Here is a 16,239-nt window from a genome sequence, read left to right on the forward strand (position 1 = left end):
AGGGCATAAGCAGCGGCGCGCTGCAATGGGGCGCGAACCCAGGCTTTCCCCAATAGCAGCGAGGCGCCGCGCACAGGACGATGGACTGTCACTTCGCTCACGCAGCGCAGTGCTTCAATCCACTTGCGGTGTAAGCAGACGTTCTCTCGAAGCAGTAAAACGGTGCGATTGATAACGCAATGAGCAACAACGATATTGCCGATCAGGTTCCGGCTCTTGTCTGGACCGCGGACGCGCGCGGAATTGTCACCTATACCAACATCGCTTGCCGCAACTACCTCGGCAATCCCTTCGCGCCGAACACCACGCTGCATTGGGACCAGTTCGTTCTCGAATGCGACGTGAAAAAAGTGCTCGACGCCTGGCGCAGCGCGCTCACGGCCGGCGAAAGCGCGAAGGTCAACGCGCGCCTGCAGCGCTTCGACGGCAAGTACCGTTGGCACAAGCTGCGCCTTCAGCCGATTTTCGACGACACGCGCGTCGTCACCGGCGCATGCGGCATCGCGATGGACATCGACGACTTCGTGAAGGCCGGCGAGGCTTACGAAATCGGCGAACGGCGTCTGCGCTTCGCGCTCGACGCGGCGCGCGTCGGCGCGTGGGAATGGGACATGGGCAGCCGCACGGCGCGCATCAGCGCCCAGCTCGCGCACATCTACGGGCTCGAGCAGCAGCAGGCGGAAGTGCCGTTGCAATGGCTCTTCGACAGAATCCCCGAGAGTCACCGCGCGTGGTTCGCGCGCGAGTTGACGGGGCGTTTGCACGAATGCGTGCCGTTCGAACTCGATTTTCCGATCGAACTCGAGGACGGGCGCCGTTTGTGGCTGCGCACGCGCGGCGAAACGGACTGCGGCAGCGGCTCGGAAATCGAGCGCGTATTCGGCGTGACCTTCGACATCACCGAGCAGCACGACGCGCAAACCGAACGCGAACGCAGCGAGCAGCGCTATCGCGCGCTCGTCGAAGCGAGTTCGGAACTGACGTGGATTGCGGACGCGGCGGGCCGTAATCATCAGCTCGGCAACTGGCACTCGTTCGCTCCGCAAGAGGGCTTAAGCACAGGCTGCGAATGGCTCGATCTCGTTCATCCCGACGACCAGGACAGCGCGCGCGACAAGTGGTTGGGCATCGTCAAGGCCGAGCGGCCAGGCTCGATGACGTTCCGCTTGCGTCGGCGCGACGGCAGTTGGCGGATCATGTCCGCGCGTGCCGCGCCGTTACGCGACGACGACGGCACGCTGCGCGAATGGTTTTGCATGGCAACCGACGTGACCGACGAGCGCGCGGCCGCGGCCGCACTCGAAGAGCGCAACCTGCGTCTTCAGGTCGCGATGCGCGCCGCGAAGATGATTATCGGGTATCTGTCGCTGGATTCGTGGACGGTCTGCTGGGACACCGTCGACGCAATGCCCCGCGTGCTGGCCGGGCCGATTGCGCTGTCGTATGACGCGGCGCTGCATCGCGTGCACGCTGAAGACCGCGCCGCGGTGGACGCCGCGATGCGCCGCGTCGCGCTCACCGGCGAATTCGACGAGCCGCTCGAGTTCCGCATCGCGATGAACGGCCAGGAATGCTGGCTGCAAAGCCAGGCCGTGTTGCAACGCGACGCCGACGGCCGGCCGTGGCGCGTCATTGCGAGCGCGGTGGACATCACGCAGCGCAAGACGCTCGAACTTGCGCTGCGCGAAACGGACCGCCGCAAGGACGAATTCCTCGCGATGCTCGCACACGAACTGCGCAATCCGCTCGCGCCGATGCGCAACGCGATTGCATTGCTGCGCCGGCAGAAAGACGCCGGCATGAAGCCCGGCGAACTGGTCGGCATGCTCGGCCGGCAGGTCGATCACATGGCGCAACTCGTCGACGATCTGCTCGAAGTGTCGCGCATCACGCATGGGCGCATCGTGCTTCGACGCGAGCCGCTCCTGCTCGGCACCGCGGTTTACGGCGCGCTGGAAACGGTCTCGTCGATGGCGGCCTCGCGCGGCCAGCACCTCACCGTGCGCTTGCCGCCTACGCCCGTCTGGCTGCATGCAGACCCGCTGCGTCTGTCGCAGATTCTCGTCAACGTATTGAACAACGCGTGCAAGTACACCGACCACGGCGGTAGCGTGTGCGTGACCGCGCTCGCCGACGAGCGCTTCGCGACCGTCACGATCGAGGACAACGGCAGCGGCATTTCGCCCGATCTGCTGCCGCACATCTTCGATCTTTTCGCGCAAGGCGAGCGCACGCTCGACCGCGCGCATGGAGGTCTCGGCATCGGCTTGTCGCTGGTGAAGAAGCTGGTCGAACTGCACGGCGGCACAATCGAGATCGCTAGCCCCGGTCCTGGCCGCGGCGCGACGGTGTCGATCAGGCTGCCGCTTTCGCATGCGCCGGAAACGGCTGCGCCGTCGCACGACGAACCGTCGGCGAGCGGTGCCTCGCATGCCGAGCGCGCTTCGCTGCATGTGCTGATCGTCGACGACAACAAGGACGCCGCCGACTCGCTCGCCCTGCTCTGCGAGAGTGAGGGCTATCACGTCGATGTCGCGTATGGCGCGCAGGATGCGCTCGCGAAAGCCGAGGCCGAGCCGGTGGATGCCGCGCTGCTCGACATCGGTCTGCCGGACACGGACGGCTACGAACTCGCGAGGCTGATTCGCCAGAAGGGCGAGACGCGGCCCGTGCTGATCGCGGTGACGGGTTACGGCCAGGCCGACGATCATCTGCGTGTGCAGGCGGCCGGCTTCGACCATCACCTCGTCAAGCCTGTCGACATCGAGTACCTGATGTCGCTGCTCGCGGAACTGTCGCCCGCCGCGGCGTCGCCGCATGCGGAGTGAGGCATCGAACGCAGCATTAAGCCGGGAGCGGTGCATCGAGCCTACCCGCGCCGCCCCCACGCTCACATCACTTGCGTCCCTGAACCGTGATCGACACATACCGGTCCGGTTGCAGGCACGCGATCAGCGCGCGGCCCTCGCGGTCCGCGCAGTTCGTTCGCGGCTGGCTCGCGCCGACGCCCTTCGCCTGAATGATGCTGCCGTCCAGTCCGTGAGCGATCAGATAGTCGCGCACGGTGTTGGCCCGCGCGAGCGACAACGGTCCGTTGAGCGATTCGGGACCGAGCCTGTCGGTGTGGCCGACGACCTCGATCGCGCTCACCTGCTCGTGCTTGCGGATGCGCGCGGCGACGTCGTCGAGTTGCGCTTTCGCGGATGGCAACATGGTGTCCGCCGCTGACTTGCCGAACGGGAACAACGCATCGCTTTCCAGTGCGAAACTCTCGAGCGTGGGCGCTTGCGCAGCGACGGCGCCCGTGTCGGCCGCCGCATTGTTGCCCGCTTCCTGGCCGCATTTGAACAGCAGAATGCGCGGGTCGCTGCGGTTGTCGTCGGCGGCGCGCACGCGGTCTATTTTGTCGATCGGCTGCACGCCCTTGTCGCCGCAAATGCGTTTCGCAACGTCCATGCAGGTCGACGCGCTTTCGAACAATCCGTGGCACTCGGCGCGGTAGGTGCGCACGCCGTTGTTCGAGTCGACGGAATAGGCGTTGAAGGTCGGGCCGCTCGCCGCCGTGCATCCGGTTATGACGAGCACGGCGCTATTGAAAAGGCTTGCAAAAAAGAGTCGGTTCATCTGGTACTCCATAAACTGTGTGTGGCGAAGAATGCGTGGCGCGCGGCTGCGGCCCCGCGTTCACGACTTACCATTGCATGGCCGCGCCGACGCCGACCGTCGTGCCGCCGGGGCTCATGCCGACGCCGGCTTTCATCTTCACGTTCTCGGTGAGACGCGCCGTGCCGCCGATCGCCACCGCCTGATAACCGCGGAACCCCGCCGTGCCGATGCCGAGCGACAACGTCTTGTCCTTGTCCACTTCCGGAATCATCGTGAGCGCGGTCGCCGCCGCGATGCCCGAATACGCATTGCGCGCCGTCGAATTGATGCCGTTCTGCAGTTCGTTCATGCGAGCATCGGTGTAGGCGTTCGCCTGCGAAAGCGTGGCGTTCAACTGCTGGACGTTGACGGCATCCGTCGGCGCGGTGCCGGCTGCCACGTTGATGACCTGCCGGTTTGTCCCGCTCGAGCCCACTGCCACGACATTCGAGCGGCCGCCGTCGTTACTGTCGGAGCCGAGCGCCGTCGAACCTGCTCCCGTCGATGTCGCCCCGGCGCCCACCGCGGTCGAACCGCTGGCCGATGCGGTCGAACCGTTACCCACTGCCGAGCTGTTCGTGCCGGACGCCACCGCGCCCTGCCCGCCCGCCGACGAGTTCGTGCCCGAGGGCGTCGGAGGCGTGGGCGTGCCGGGCGACGACGAGAAGCTGCCGCCGTTGTTGGTCGTCTGCTGACTGATGAGTGTGGTCAAGCGGCTTGCCACTGCATCGAGTTGCGAGACGTTCACGGCGTCGGTGCCGGCCTTGCCGGCCGCGAGGCCGGTGATCTGCCGGTTGCCGATGTTCACTTCACCCGCCGACGACTGCGGCGTGCTCAAGCCATACGCGATGTAATTGCTGACCGCGCCGACCGTCGTCACCGATCCGGCTCCGAGCGCCACGCTGTTCGCAAACGATGCGCTGGAGCCTGAGCCGAGCGCGAGCGCGTCGATTGCGGTGCTGTGCGCGCCTGAGCCGATTGCAATCGATCCGGCGTTGGCCGCGCTAGCGTTCGCGCCTTGAGCAATCGACTGTGCGCCGCTTGCAACCGAGCCGCTGCCGACCGCAATCGCATCCGCCTGCGCCGAGTTCGCGGCCTGGCCGATTGCGACGCCGCCAGGCGCCGTCGCGTCGACGATTGCGCCATTGCCGACGCCCACGCCGTTGTCGCCGTTGACCACAGTGGTCGGCCCGACAGCGATCGACTCCGCACCGACCGCAAGCGAATCCGCCGCCGTGGAATTCGCGTGGAAGTACAACTGGCCCGTCACGGCAAACGACGACAACGCGCCGGCCAACTGCCGGATCGTGACGGCGTCGTGTGCCTGCGTGCCGTCCGCGACGTTCGTCAATTGACGATACGTGTTGCCGCTCGCGCTACCGAACGACACCGCGCCGAGCAAGGTCTGGTCGGCCGTGTTGAACGGAATCGCGTGCGTGCCGTTTGCAATCGAGCCGACGCCCGACAGCACCGCGCGATCGGACACCGAACCCGAGCCAATCGCGACACCGCCAACCACCGACGCACTCGACAAAGTGCCCAACGCGACCGCGTTATCCGCGAGCGCCGAAGCGCCATTGCCGCCCGCGAAGCTGCTCGCGCCGCTCGCCGCTGCCGCTACGCCCGCCGCCAATGCGTTGAGACCGGTCGCGCCGTCGTTGTTGTAGTTGGCGCCTTGCGTGCCGCCGTCGTTGACGCTGTAGTAGTGCTTCGCGTTGGCCGTCACGACGCTGGCGAGGTTGTCGACTGCCTGATCGGTTGCGTAGAGCTGCGAGCCGTTCACTGCATCCGTGCTGCCCGAACTGAGCGTGCCCGCCGCCACGTTCTGGATCTGCCGCTCGGCACCTGGCGCGCCTACGCTCACCACGCTCGTCGGATTCGTGCCGGCAAAGCTGTACACCGTGCCGCCGATGGTCGCGCTCGCGGTCGGCGTCGCGGTGCCGGTCCGCGAACCCGAACCGAGCGCCACGTCGTTCGCGTTGCTCGCCGTCGCGCCCTGGCCGAGCGCGGTGCTGCCCGCGCCCGCCGCGACCGTTCCGACGCCCGCCGCCAACGCGTTGACGCCCGTCGCGCCGTCGTTGTTGTAGTTGCCGCCCTGGGTGCCGCCGTCGTTGACGTCGAAGTAATGCGTCTTGTCGGCGGCGACGGTGGTGGCGAGCGCGTCGATCGCCTGATTGCTCTGATACAACTGCGAGCCGTTGACCGCGTCCGTGCTCGTCCCGTCCAGACGTCCCGCTGCGACGTTCTGGATCTGCCGCTCGGCGCCCGCCGCACCGACGCTCACGACGCTCGTCGGATTCGTGCCCGCGAAGCCATAGACCGTGCCGTTGATGGTCGTGCTCGGCGTCGGCGTTGGCGTGCCGGTTTGTGAGCCGGAGCCGAGCGCGACGCTGTTCGCCGATGCCGCGTTCGCGCCGGCGCCGAGCGCGAGGGCATCGATTGCAGTGCTTTGCGCGCCGGAACCGATTGCGATCGATCCGGCGTTGGCGGCGCTTGCGTTCGCGCCTTGAGCAATCGACTGCGCGCCGCTTGCAACCGAGCCGCTGCCGACCGCAATCGCATCAGCCTGTGCCGAGTTAGCGGCCTGGCCGATTGCGACGCCGCCTGGCGCAGTGGCATCGACGATTGCGCCGTTGCCCACACCGACGCCGTTGTCGCCGTTGACCACGGTCGTCGGTCCGACAGCAATCGACTCCGCACCGACCGCGAGCGAATCCGCTGCCGCCGAATTCGCGTGAAAGTACAACTGCCCCGTCACGGCAAACGATGACAGCGCACCCGCCAACTGCCGGATCGTGACGGCGTCGTGCGCCTGCGTGCCGTCCGCGACATTCGTCAACTGACGATATGTGTTGGCGCTTGCGCTGCCGAACGACACCGCGCCGAGCAATGTCTGGTCCGCCGTGTTGAACGGAATCGAGTGGCTGCCGTTGGCAATCGAGCCGACGCCCGACAGCACCGCGCGATCGGAGACCGAACCCGAACCAATCGCGACGCCGCCCACCACCGACGCACTCGACAAAGCGCCCAACGCAACAGCATTGTCCGCGAGCGCGGAAGCGCCGTTGCCGCCCGCGAAGCTGCTCGCGCCGCTTGCCGCTGCCGCGACGCCCGCCGCCAGCGAGTTCAGCCCGGTCGCGCCGTTGTTGTTGTAGTTGGCGCCTTGCGTGCCGCCGTCGTTGACGCTGTAGTAATGCGTCTTGTCGGCGGCCACGGTCGTCGCGAGACTGTCGACCGCCTGGTTGGTCTGGTAGAGCTGCGAGCCGTTCACCGCATCCGTGCTGCTCGCGCTCAGCGTGCCCGCCGCCACGTTCTGGATCTGCCGCTCGGCGCCCAATGCGCCCACGCTCACGACGCTCGTCGGGTTCGTGCCGGCAAAGCTGTACACCGTGCCGTTGATGGTCGTGCTGGCGGTCGGCGTCGCGGTGCCGGTCTGCGAACCGGAGCCGAGCGCCACGTCATTTGCATTCGTCGCGACCGCGTTCGGGCCGATCGCGATGCTGTCGGTGCCGAGCGCCTGGCTGTCCGGCGCCGTCGAGTTCGCGTGGAAGTACTTGATGCCCGGCGCGCTGCCGCCGCCCGTGATCGCGGTGATGAGGTTCTGCACCGACGAATAAGTGTTGCCGCCGTAGCTGAGGTTGGTGGTCAGCGCGCCGGTCGTGCTGTTGTACGTGGTGCCGCCGCCGAGGCTCGACGCCACGGTGTTACCCAGGTTCGTCACCTGGCCGCCGATTGTGTCGATGGCGGCATCGGCGGCGAAAAGCTGCGAGCCGTTCACCGCGTCCGTGCTCGACGCGTTCACGCGTCCGGCCGCGACGTTGGTGAGCTGACGCGGCGCCGCCGCGGTCCCGACGCTGACCACGCCGGCCGGTGCGCCGCCCGCATAAATAACCGTCGAGCCGTTGATGACGCCGCTGCCGGTCGGCACCGCCGCCGACGTCACCGACGAGCCCTGCCCGAGCGCCACGTTCGAACCGGTCACGCCGCTCGCGATGCTCGCGCCCTGGCCCAACACGGTGGAGTTCGCGACGCCGTTGTCGGTGGACTGATTGCCGACCACGAGCGACGCCGCGCCGCTCGCCGTCGCGCCGAAGCCGCCGGCCGCCGCATTCGCGCCGGACGATACCGGCTGCGTCGACGTGACCGAGTTGTTGGACAAGAACGGGCCGACCGTGCCGCTCGTCAGACTGTCGACTGCCTGGTTGGTCGCATACAGTTCGCTGCCGTTCACGGCGTCGGTGCTGGTTGCAGTCACGCGGCCCGCGGCGAGATTCGTGAGCGTCCGCTCGTTGCCCACCGAACCGATGCTCACGGTGCTGCCTGGCGTCGTGCCTTGCACGCCATGCGTGACGCCGCCCACCGTGACAGTGGCGGTGTTGACGGCCGCGCCCGTGACGCTGCCGGCGCCGAGCGCCACGGCGTTTGCATTGGCCGCCGTCGCGTTGGCGCCCAACGCAATCGCGCCGCCCAGGTTCGCCACGGCGGAGTCGCCGAATGCGAGCGCGCTCGCGCCCGTCGCGTTGCTCGCGTTGCCGAGCGCGACGGCGCCCTGGCCGCTTGCCGTGTTGCCGTTGCCTTGCGCTACCGCGCCGTTGCCGGTGGCCGTGTTGTTCGCGCCCACTGCGATTGCGCCGTTGCCGTTCGCCGTATTCGGATCGCCGATCGCAACGGCGCCGTTGCCGCTGACGGTCTGCGCCTGACCCAGCGCGACCGCGCCCGTTCCGCCCAGCACGCGCGAGTTCTGGCCGCCGGCGATCGAACCGGCGCCGGCCGCCGCCGCGACGATGTTGCTGTCGCCGATGGCCACCGTCGACGCGGCCAGTGCTTGCGATGTAACGCCGATGGCCGTCGCATTGCCGCTGCTTGCGACCGTCTGCTTGCCCAACGCGACGGCGCCGGTTCCCGACGCCGTTGCATTCGTGCCCAACGCAATGGCATTCGCATTCGTGCCCGTCACTGCCGAGTCGCCTAGCGCAATCGACGACAAACCCGCAGCGCTCGCGCCGGAACCGAGAGCAACCGCGCGAATGCCGGATGCCGCGGCGCCTCCGACTGCGGCCGGCGAAGATGAACCGCCTTCCGCGACAGAGTCCGATGAGCCCAGCGCTATCGAATTAGCTCCGGTGGCCTGCGAGCCGTTCATCATGGCGAGCGAGTTGAGCCCCGAGGCGGCGGCTCCCGCGCCCAGGGCGACTGCGTTCTGTGCGGTGGCTCTGGACACGGTGCCCGCGGCCAGCGAAGAGAGGCCCGATGCGACGACATCCGTACCGAGAGCAACGGCGCCGTCCGCCGTTGCGCCGGTGCCCGCGACGGTACGCGCGCCCAGATAGACGGCGTTCAAGCCGCTGGCAATGGACTGAAAGCCGACGGCTACGCCATGCGTGCCCGAACCGTTGGCGACGTACCCAATCGCGACCGATGCGGCTCCGCTGCCCACCGCATGGAAGCCGAAGGCGTTCGCGTAGTCGCCGGTGGCAACAACGTCAGTGCCGATCGCGTTGGACGATAGTCCGCTCGATCCGGTGCCGGCAGCGGTTCGCGATCCCAGATAGACCGCGTTGACACCGGTCGCGGAAGCTCCGGAACCGACCGCTACACCATTGGTTGTTGAACCGACGGCTCCGCTGCCCACCGCAACCACGCCCGACGCCGCGGCGCTTGCGTTCGCGCCGACTGCAACGCCGTTGTCTCCGGCGGCTTTCGCCAAGGCGCCGACGGCAGTCGACACATTGCCGCTAGCGAGGGCCTGGACGCCAATACCGATACCGGCTGAGCCACTCGCGGTGACGTCCGTACCAATGCCAATCGCCGACTGCGCAGTTGCGCCCGTACCTGCCGCAGTGCGAGCGCCGAGGTAAATGGCATTAGTAGCCGCGGCAATGGCTTGATAGCCGACTGCCAGGCCATTGAGTCCCGTACTGCTGGAGGCATAACCTACCGCCGTCGCCCCGCCCGCAGTGGCCGAGGACTGAACGCCCATGCACGACGCGCTGCCGCTGAAAGAGTTGTACGGCGGTGCGGCGCAGTTCACCTGGGCCTGCGCTTGCGCGCCCCATCCGCCCACGCCCATTGCCACCAGCACGGTCAGCACGCGTGGATTGGCGTTGCGCTGCGGAGCGACGCGGCCTTCGCCGGGTTCACCGTTGCGCGCATCGCATACCGAGGCCGCCGCCCCTGACTTGCCCTTGCCGCGCGACGCGTCCAGTTCCGACGCCGCGACGAAAGCGCCCAGCGCCTTGTTCCAGATTGTCCGATATGCCTTGTTCATGTCGTTGTCTCGCCGAATAATTGAAATGCGGACTTCTTAAGCACGAGCGTGCGCTCGCCTCCCGCTTACTTAGGATGACTATTTACTGCGTTTAAAACATCGCTCAGTGGCGAACAGCTTTAGCGTTGATCTTTCCACGACGAATCTTCGGTGCAGGCGCAAAACATCGCCACACTATCAATTCGCATAGCTAAAGGAAAACGCGCGCGTCAACCGGACATTCCCGGTTTCCGACGACTAACCACTGAGACGATTGATGAATTGCCGCGTTATGAAGGTCCGAACGGACACGGCACTGAGACGCGAGCAGCGATTGAGCGGCGGAACGCCAATTGCCGGCCTTGATATTGTTCTTTCGCCGGGCGTGCGCCCGACTTTTTTGCGCCTGGAATACTCATAGCTGCCAGCCCCCTGGATATGCGTCACTTCGTTTCGCCGGCGCCTGAATGGCGAGTCGCCTCATGCCATGCACAAGCGCCGTTTATTCAAATGATTGAGCACTATCTGAAACGATGACCGACCTATTCGCTTTGGATGCGGCGTCTCGCCCGGGGTATCGTGTAACAAAAGGAAAGTTCTGTGCTCAAGGGAACTTTCTCATAAGACTTTTCATTTGTCCACGTAAAGTCTTTAACTATTTTTAGGTATTGCAAGATTTAACAATTGAAAGAAGCCGCCCCTATTAAGGCTGAGCCCGAGGTTGCCTGGCAGTTGCCCGGAAACTGAGCAGCACGCCGTGATACGGCCATCAGCGGGGAATGAGCGGTAGCGGCGACGCCGTGTTCCTCTCGAATGTCATTCAAACGACTGAGCGAATATTCCTTACAGAATCGTTTCTCGCGCATACGCATTTTTTATGTATTTCTCGTTAAATCGATCCGGCCGGCCAATACTTTTTTGCTCGGATTCTGTGCAAATTCCGACATCGCTTTGCGGTCCACCAAAACCCACTGCGATGCCCGCGTATTGCCGGGCATCGCAGCGGTTTCAGAACAGGCTCATGAGAGCATGATTACCAGCGATAGCCGACGCCCGCGCCTGCACCCACTGCGCCGTGGCCCGAAACGCCGGTACTCACCGAACCTTTGACCATCCACTTTTGCGTCGCGACCGACACGCCGAGTGCCATCGCCGACTGGCCGCTGTAATTGCCGGCTGCGAGCGAGACGACTTTCTCGCCAGGCAATACGGCTTGCGGCAAGTTCGCCATCGCGATTGCCGATGCCGAGCCCGCGTTTGCGTCGCGACGATACCTCTGCATGTCATCGCGAACGCTGTTGATGGCGCCATTCAATTGACGCACATTCACAGCGTCGGTCGGAGCCGTACCGTCTGCAACGTTGGTGATCTGACGTTCAGCACCCGGCGCACCGACCGAAACCGTGTTGTCCCGGGTTGCAACTGAATTTGCACCCAAGGCAACCGAATTGTTAGCGGTAGCCTGGCTGTTGGTGCCGATTGCAGTGGAGTCGGTGCCCGTGACTTTCGAGTTCGTGCCGATGGCGGTGGCACGCGCAGCCGTGACAGTCGAGTTAGTGCCGATTGCCGTGCCGTCCTGACCCGAGACAGTCGAACCGTTGCCCACCGCCGTTCCGTTCTCTGCCGATACCAGCGAGTTCCTGCCTACTGCGGTGGCGGAACTGTCGATAGCGGTGCCATTCGAACCGGTAGTCGAGATGGTGTTGACCGTGGTCGTGAGCGACGTCAGGTTAGTCGAGAGCGCGGAAACCTGCGATGCGATCGAGAAAAGCTGCGAGCCGTTGACGGCGTCGGTGCTGGTTGCGCTGATCTGACCGGCGGCGACGTTTTGCAACTGATGTTCCTGACCGACCGCGCCGATACTCACGACACCCGTCGGCGTCGCGCCCGCGAAGCCACCGAACGTGACTCCGTTCAGCGTGACGCTGCTCACGTTCGTAGCCGCGCGCGTGACAGCCCCGGAACCGAGCGCCGTCGATTCGTTGGTCGAAGCGACGGCTGCGTTACCGATCGCGATGGAATTGTTGCCCGTCGCTTGCGTGAGCGTACCCAGCGCAACCGCGTTGGCCGATGCGGCGTTCGCGCGAAGACCAATCGCTACGCCACCGGCGACGGACGCGTTGGCGCCGTTGCCGCCTGCGAAGGAACCGTCTCCAACCGCTGCTGCGCCGTTACCAATCGCGACAGCCTCTCCGTTCGTTGCAGATGCGGCAGGGCCAATTGCGATCGGCGACGCGGGCGTCGTCGAGGTCGCCACAGCATTGGAGCCGATTGCGATTGCAACACTGCCCGCTCCGCCATTAGCGACTGCGGCAAGACCTTGTGCGATCGCACCAGCGCCAGTCGCAACGCTCCCAGTACCTAACGCGATGTTGTTTGTTCCACTGGCCGTTGCCTGAGCACCAATTGCAGCATTGCCGTTACCGATAGCGTTGGCAGAAGCGCCGAATGCGACAGCATCTATGCCGCTTGCCACAGAGTTCGCGCCCACAGCGGTTGCGTTGAAGCCATTCGCCGTGACCGTATCGCCCAAGGCCGTTGCCGCACCGCCTTGTGCCGACACATTGATGCCGACAGCCGTATTCTGGCTCGTACCGTCCGCACCGGCGACCGCGGGAAATACGCCGCCCGTGCTCGCGACAGGCGCCGTGGCGCCACCGACGGTTGCAGTCTGACCAGCGTTTTCACCGCCGACAGCTAGGTTATCTGCATACGCCTGCGTCGCCGGCAGCAGCATTAGCGCCGTGAGTACTGCGAGTGACAGCTTCGACTTCAGCGGAGTACCCGCCACTTCATATCGGCTCTTGTTCATTGCGTTTCCCGTTCTGACTTCTCTAGTAGACGAAAGGGTTTCTCTTGCTCTCCGCGCCGCATATCGCAGGAATCAAAGCCGTTTCTCACCGACAGTTGCGCGAGTAAGCACTAGAAACACCGTGTAAGGACTCGCGGAATTATGGGTAGCGCTATCGGCGCATCTGTTTGCCCGAGCGGCGAATTGCTTTGCTGGAGAGAAAATTCTTTCTTTATCCGCCAGGCCTCTTGTCGACTGTCGCCAGGTCGCGCGATTTGTTGCCGAAGCGAATGGGCGTCGCCGGCAACGAAGCCTCCAACGCAACTTAATTTGCACTGAAACATGTATCTGATATTCTTCGCCGCTCGCTCGGCCTATTGATGGAGAGCCATCAACGCCGACCGGCGTATCCCGTCGCCGATAAACCTCCGAGAACGTCACCCGCAAGGTGTGTCCGCTTACACGATGCCGCTTCTCAACACCGCCCTGGCAGGCGCTCATCTTCTCGTTGTCGACGATCAGCCCGACCAGTTGCGATTGTTAATTGATCTTCTGCGCAATGCCGGATGCCGGATCAGCGTTGGATTTGACGGATCGCAGGCCTATCAGCGGGCACTCGCCATTTCGCCCGATCTGATCCTGATGGATGTGCGGATGCCGCGCATGGACGGATTCGCTGCTTGCCGGCTTCTCGCCGCGGACCCCCGCACGTGTGGGATTCCCGTCATCTTTCTTACTGCGGCGAGCGATCTCAACGAACGTATCAATGGCCTGGAGATTGGTGGCGTCGACTATGTACTCAAGCCATTCGATGCGGCGGAAGTGCTTGCACGCATTCGCGTGCACCTCGTCCGTGCAAAAAGTACTCAGCGTGATGAACAGGATGTGTCCGCAGCAGACACGACGGGCAATGGCGTACTCGTTCGCGCCGCCATTCAGCACTTGTCCCAAAGATTGAACGACCCGCCAACGGTCGAGCAGCTCGCGCGCCTCGTGGGAACAAATGAAAAGCGACTGTCGCGCGCGTTTCGGGAGAACCTTGGGCAAACGGTATTCGAGTACCTTCGCGAAGAACGCTTGCGGATTGCGCAAGCGCTATTGAGCAGTACACCGTTGAGTATGGCGAGCATCGCCGAGGAAATTGGTTTTTCCAGTGCAGCCAATTTCGCCACGGCGTTTCGCGAGCGATTCCATGTGACTCCATCGACGTATCGCGACGAGCGCCGCAGCAACGCAGAGGCTAGCCAGAACGAGCCTGCCGTCGATGCGGATTAATTTCATCATGCCGGGAGCCATCTGGCAGCGCATCGTGTTCTTGTGTTTTATCTGCTGGAGCACTCATTTATTCGCTTCGACGTCCAACACTACCAGCGCTAACGAGTCGCCACTGCCCGCTCTTGGCCAGATACAGGTCTTTGAAGATGTCTCGGGCACGATGACGCTCGCCGATATCAATGCCCTTTACGCAGAAAGTCCACTCAGCTTCGCCACTGCACAGCAGAAGAGATTAAAGCCGGGTTTCACACACTCGGCCTGGTGGCTGCGCGTCGAGTTGAGCAATCATGCCGCAACAAACCTCGCACTAGTTCTCGCGCTTCTCGACGCGCGTCTAGAGCATGTCGACTTCTATGCGAGCCGTACCGATGCGGTGTCCCAGCCTGTTTCATCACGCTACCCGCTGATGGAATTCACGCTCGCGCCCGGCGAACGCTTGCCGGTTTTCATCCGCGTAGCAAGCGATACCGCGCTTACGCTCGAACCGGCGCTGTATTCGTCGGCGGCATTCGATGCATTGGAAAAGCGCGCCGCGCTCTGGAATGGCGGATTGATCGGCGGAACTCTCGCACTCGCATGGTGTGCGCTGCTTATCGCCTATTTTTCGCGCAGCGGCCCGTTTCTCGTGTTGGCGGCTCTCTGCTTGATGACAGCGCTATTCGAAGCTGCGGAGCGCGGGTACACGAGAGTCTATCTATGGCCGCAGGCGACCGAGTGGAGTTCGAGAAGCGTCACGGTATTCGGATGCACTGCGGTGCTGCTGTTCATCGCTTTCATCTTGCGCATTGCACGCGACGAGAAAGCGCGTCTGCCCTGGCGCTACGTGCTGTATGTATTCGCGTCGCTCGAATGCATTGGGGCGGCGGGCGCCGCATTCGGCAATCTGTTCGTCTTCGCGCAAGTCGGCCTGTACGTCAACGCAGTATTCGGTTTCGTCACAGTGGGGATGGCTGCAAGTCTCGCCCGTCAATCGACTCCGACCGCGCGGATCATGCTGCTCACTGTCATCTTCTCGCTGCTCAACTCTGCGTTGCGCGTACTCGAAACATTGGGATCGTTGCCGCCGGCTCTCGCATGGTTAAAGTCGGATATTCATCCGAACCCGGCGGTCGCGATCATTGGATTAGCGACGCATCTAATCGTGCTTGCGGCATGGGTCAATCACGTCGGCAAACAACGAAGGGCGGCGAGAACCGAACTCGCGGACTGGCAGAGAACCGAACACGACCGCCTACGCGAGCAAGTCGCGCGGCGCACATTGGAATTAAATGAAGCACTGCGTTACGCCGAAGAGAAGAACCGGCAAAAGATCGAAACGCTCGGCTATGTCAGTCACGATCTCCGCGCGCCATTGGCGACCATTTCCAGTTACGCCAGCCTTCTTCTGAATAGAGCCGATTCGAAGCAAGCCACGCTGATACAGGCTATCGAGCGCAGTGTGAACTATCAACTGGCCTTGATCGACGAGCTAATTGGATACGCGAAAGCAGAGTTGCAACCACTGGATATCGCACCGACCGCGACCGACCTGCCCGCACTTCTCGATGACATCGCCGAATACGCGGTCGCACTCTGTGCGCAACTGAATAACCAGTTCCACTATCAGGCGTTGACATCGCTACCGCGTCAATTGACGATAGACGGTCGCCGATTACAGCAGGTACTGCTGAATCTATTGTCCAATGCGTCGAAGTTCACACACGACGGCACCGTCATGATGACAGTGCGGGCACGCCGCCATGAACAGCATTGGCACATGGGCTTTGAAGTCGCGGATACGGGCATTGGCATCGCCATCGAAGAACAGTCGAAACTGTTTACCGCCTTTAGACAGATACAGTCGGTGAACGGCAGTACCGGACTCGGCCTTTTCATCGCCCAGCGCATTGTCAACACAATGGGCGGCGAACTGCGCGTTTCAAGCGCGCTGCAGCAAGGCACTTCGTTTTCATTCGAGCTCATTGTTCCTTTTGCAAAAGATCTCGATGCTTCGCAGTTGAGCGTCGTACCGTACACCTCCATCGGCTCAGCGCCTGCTCGTCCGCAGCCTAAGCGGTGGCTTGCCTCGGCTATTCCCCCGCGCAGCGATCGCCGCGATCTGGCAGTACTTGCAAAAGACGGGCGCCTCACCGACATCGAGCAATGGATTGAAACCATGCTCGCGATTCATCCCTCGTGTACCGCGTTTCTGACCGAAGTTCGCCGTTGCGTCGAGGCATTGGACTTTCCGGGCGCCGAAGCGCTTGCACTCGCGCCACACGAAACAGAGAACATCTCGTGA

Annotated in this window: 6 protein-coding genes; 3 read left to right on the forward strand and 3 right to left on the reverse strand. The window is 63.7% G+C overall.

Translation table 11 applies throughout. The features are described from left to right. Positions 1 to 179: 179 nt before the first annotated feature. Positions 180 to 2,828, forward strand: coding sequence for a hybrid sensor histidine kinase/response regulator (locus tag P0D87_RS20695; RefSeq protein WP_053859937.1), 2,649 nt, complete (start codon positions 180 to 182; stop codon positions 2,826 to 2,828). Positions 2,829 to 2,895: 67 nt separating this feature from the next. Here P0D87_RS20695 and P0D87_RS20700 read toward each other — a convergent pair whose 3' ends face one another. The 3 genes from P0D87_RS20700 to P0D87_RS20710 all read right to left on the reverse strand — a co-directional run bounded on the left by P0D87_RS20700 (position 2,896) and on the right by P0D87_RS20710 (position 12,704). Beyond that, positions 2,896 to 3,624, reverse strand: a complete 729-nt coding sequence (locus tag P0D87_RS20700) for an OmpA family protein (protein WP_053859936.1) — start codon at positions 3,622 to 3,624, stop codon at positions 2,896 to 2,898. A 67-nt stretch (positions 3,625 to 3,691) separates the two neighbouring features. Continuing rightward, entirely contained in the window at positions 3,692 to 9,913 is a 6,222-nt protein-coding gene (locus P0D87_RS20705) for an ESPR-type extended signal peptide-containing protein (RefSeq protein ID WP_053859935.1), read from the reverse strand. A 1,012-nt stretch (positions 9,914 to 10,925) separates the two neighbouring features. After that, positions 10,926 to 12,704, reverse strand: coding sequence for a YadA family autotransporter adhesin (locus tag P0D87_RS20710; RefSeq protein ID WP_053859934.1), 1,779 nt, complete (start codon positions 12,702 to 12,704; stop codon positions 10,926 to 10,928). Between the two features lie 444 nt (positions 12,705 to 13,148). On the opposite strand from P0D87_RS20710, the gene P0D87_RS20715 reads away from it, so the two are divergent. Continuing rightward, positions 13,149 to 13,958: a response regulator transcription factor gene (locus tag P0D87_RS20715; protein ID WP_053859933.1), complete on the forward strand. Its 810-nt coding sequence runs from the start codon at positions 13,149 to 13,151 to the stop codon at positions 13,956 to 13,958. Further along, a complete protein-coding gene (locus tag P0D87_RS20720) occupies positions 13,948 to 16,239 on the forward strand; it encodes a sensor histidine kinase (protein WP_053859932.1) in 2,292 nt (763 codons plus the stop codon). Before P0D87_RS20715 ends, P0D87_RS20720 begins: the two co-directional genes overlap by 11 nt.

The organism is Paraburkholderia sp. RL17-368-BIF-A, from assembly GCF_046054045.1.
In the GTDB taxonomy this organism is placed as follows: Bacteria; Pseudomonadota; Gammaproteobacteria; order Burkholderiales; family Burkholderiaceae; genus Paraburkholderia; species Paraburkholderia graminis.

Excerpts from the sequence above, each read along its gene's own strand:
- P0D87_RS20695 (WP_053859937.1), top strand. The coding sequence starts at position 180 with ATGAGCAACAACGATATTGCCGATCAGGTTCCGGCTCTTGTCTGGACC.
- P0D87_RS20700 (WP_053859936.1), bottom strand. The coding sequence starts at position 3,624 with ATGAACCGACTCTTTTTTGCAAGCCTTTTCAATAGCGCCGTGCTCGTC.
- P0D87_RS20705 (WP_053859935.1), bottom strand. The coding sequence starts at position 9,913 with ATGAACAAGGCATATCGGACAATCTGGAACAAGGCGCTGGGCGCTTTC.
- P0D87_RS20710 (WP_053859934.1), bottom strand. The coding sequence starts at position 12,704 with ATGAACAAGAGCCGATATGAAGTGGCGGGTACTCCGCTGAAGTCGAAG.
- P0D87_RS20715 (WP_053859933.1), top strand. The coding sequence starts at position 13,149 with ATGCCGCTTCTCAACACCGCCCTGGCAGGCGCTCATCTTCTCGTTGTC.
- P0D87_RS20720 (WP_053859932.1), top strand. The coding sequence starts at position 13,948 with ATGCGGATTAATTTCATCATGCCGGGAGCCATCTGGCAGCGCATCGTG.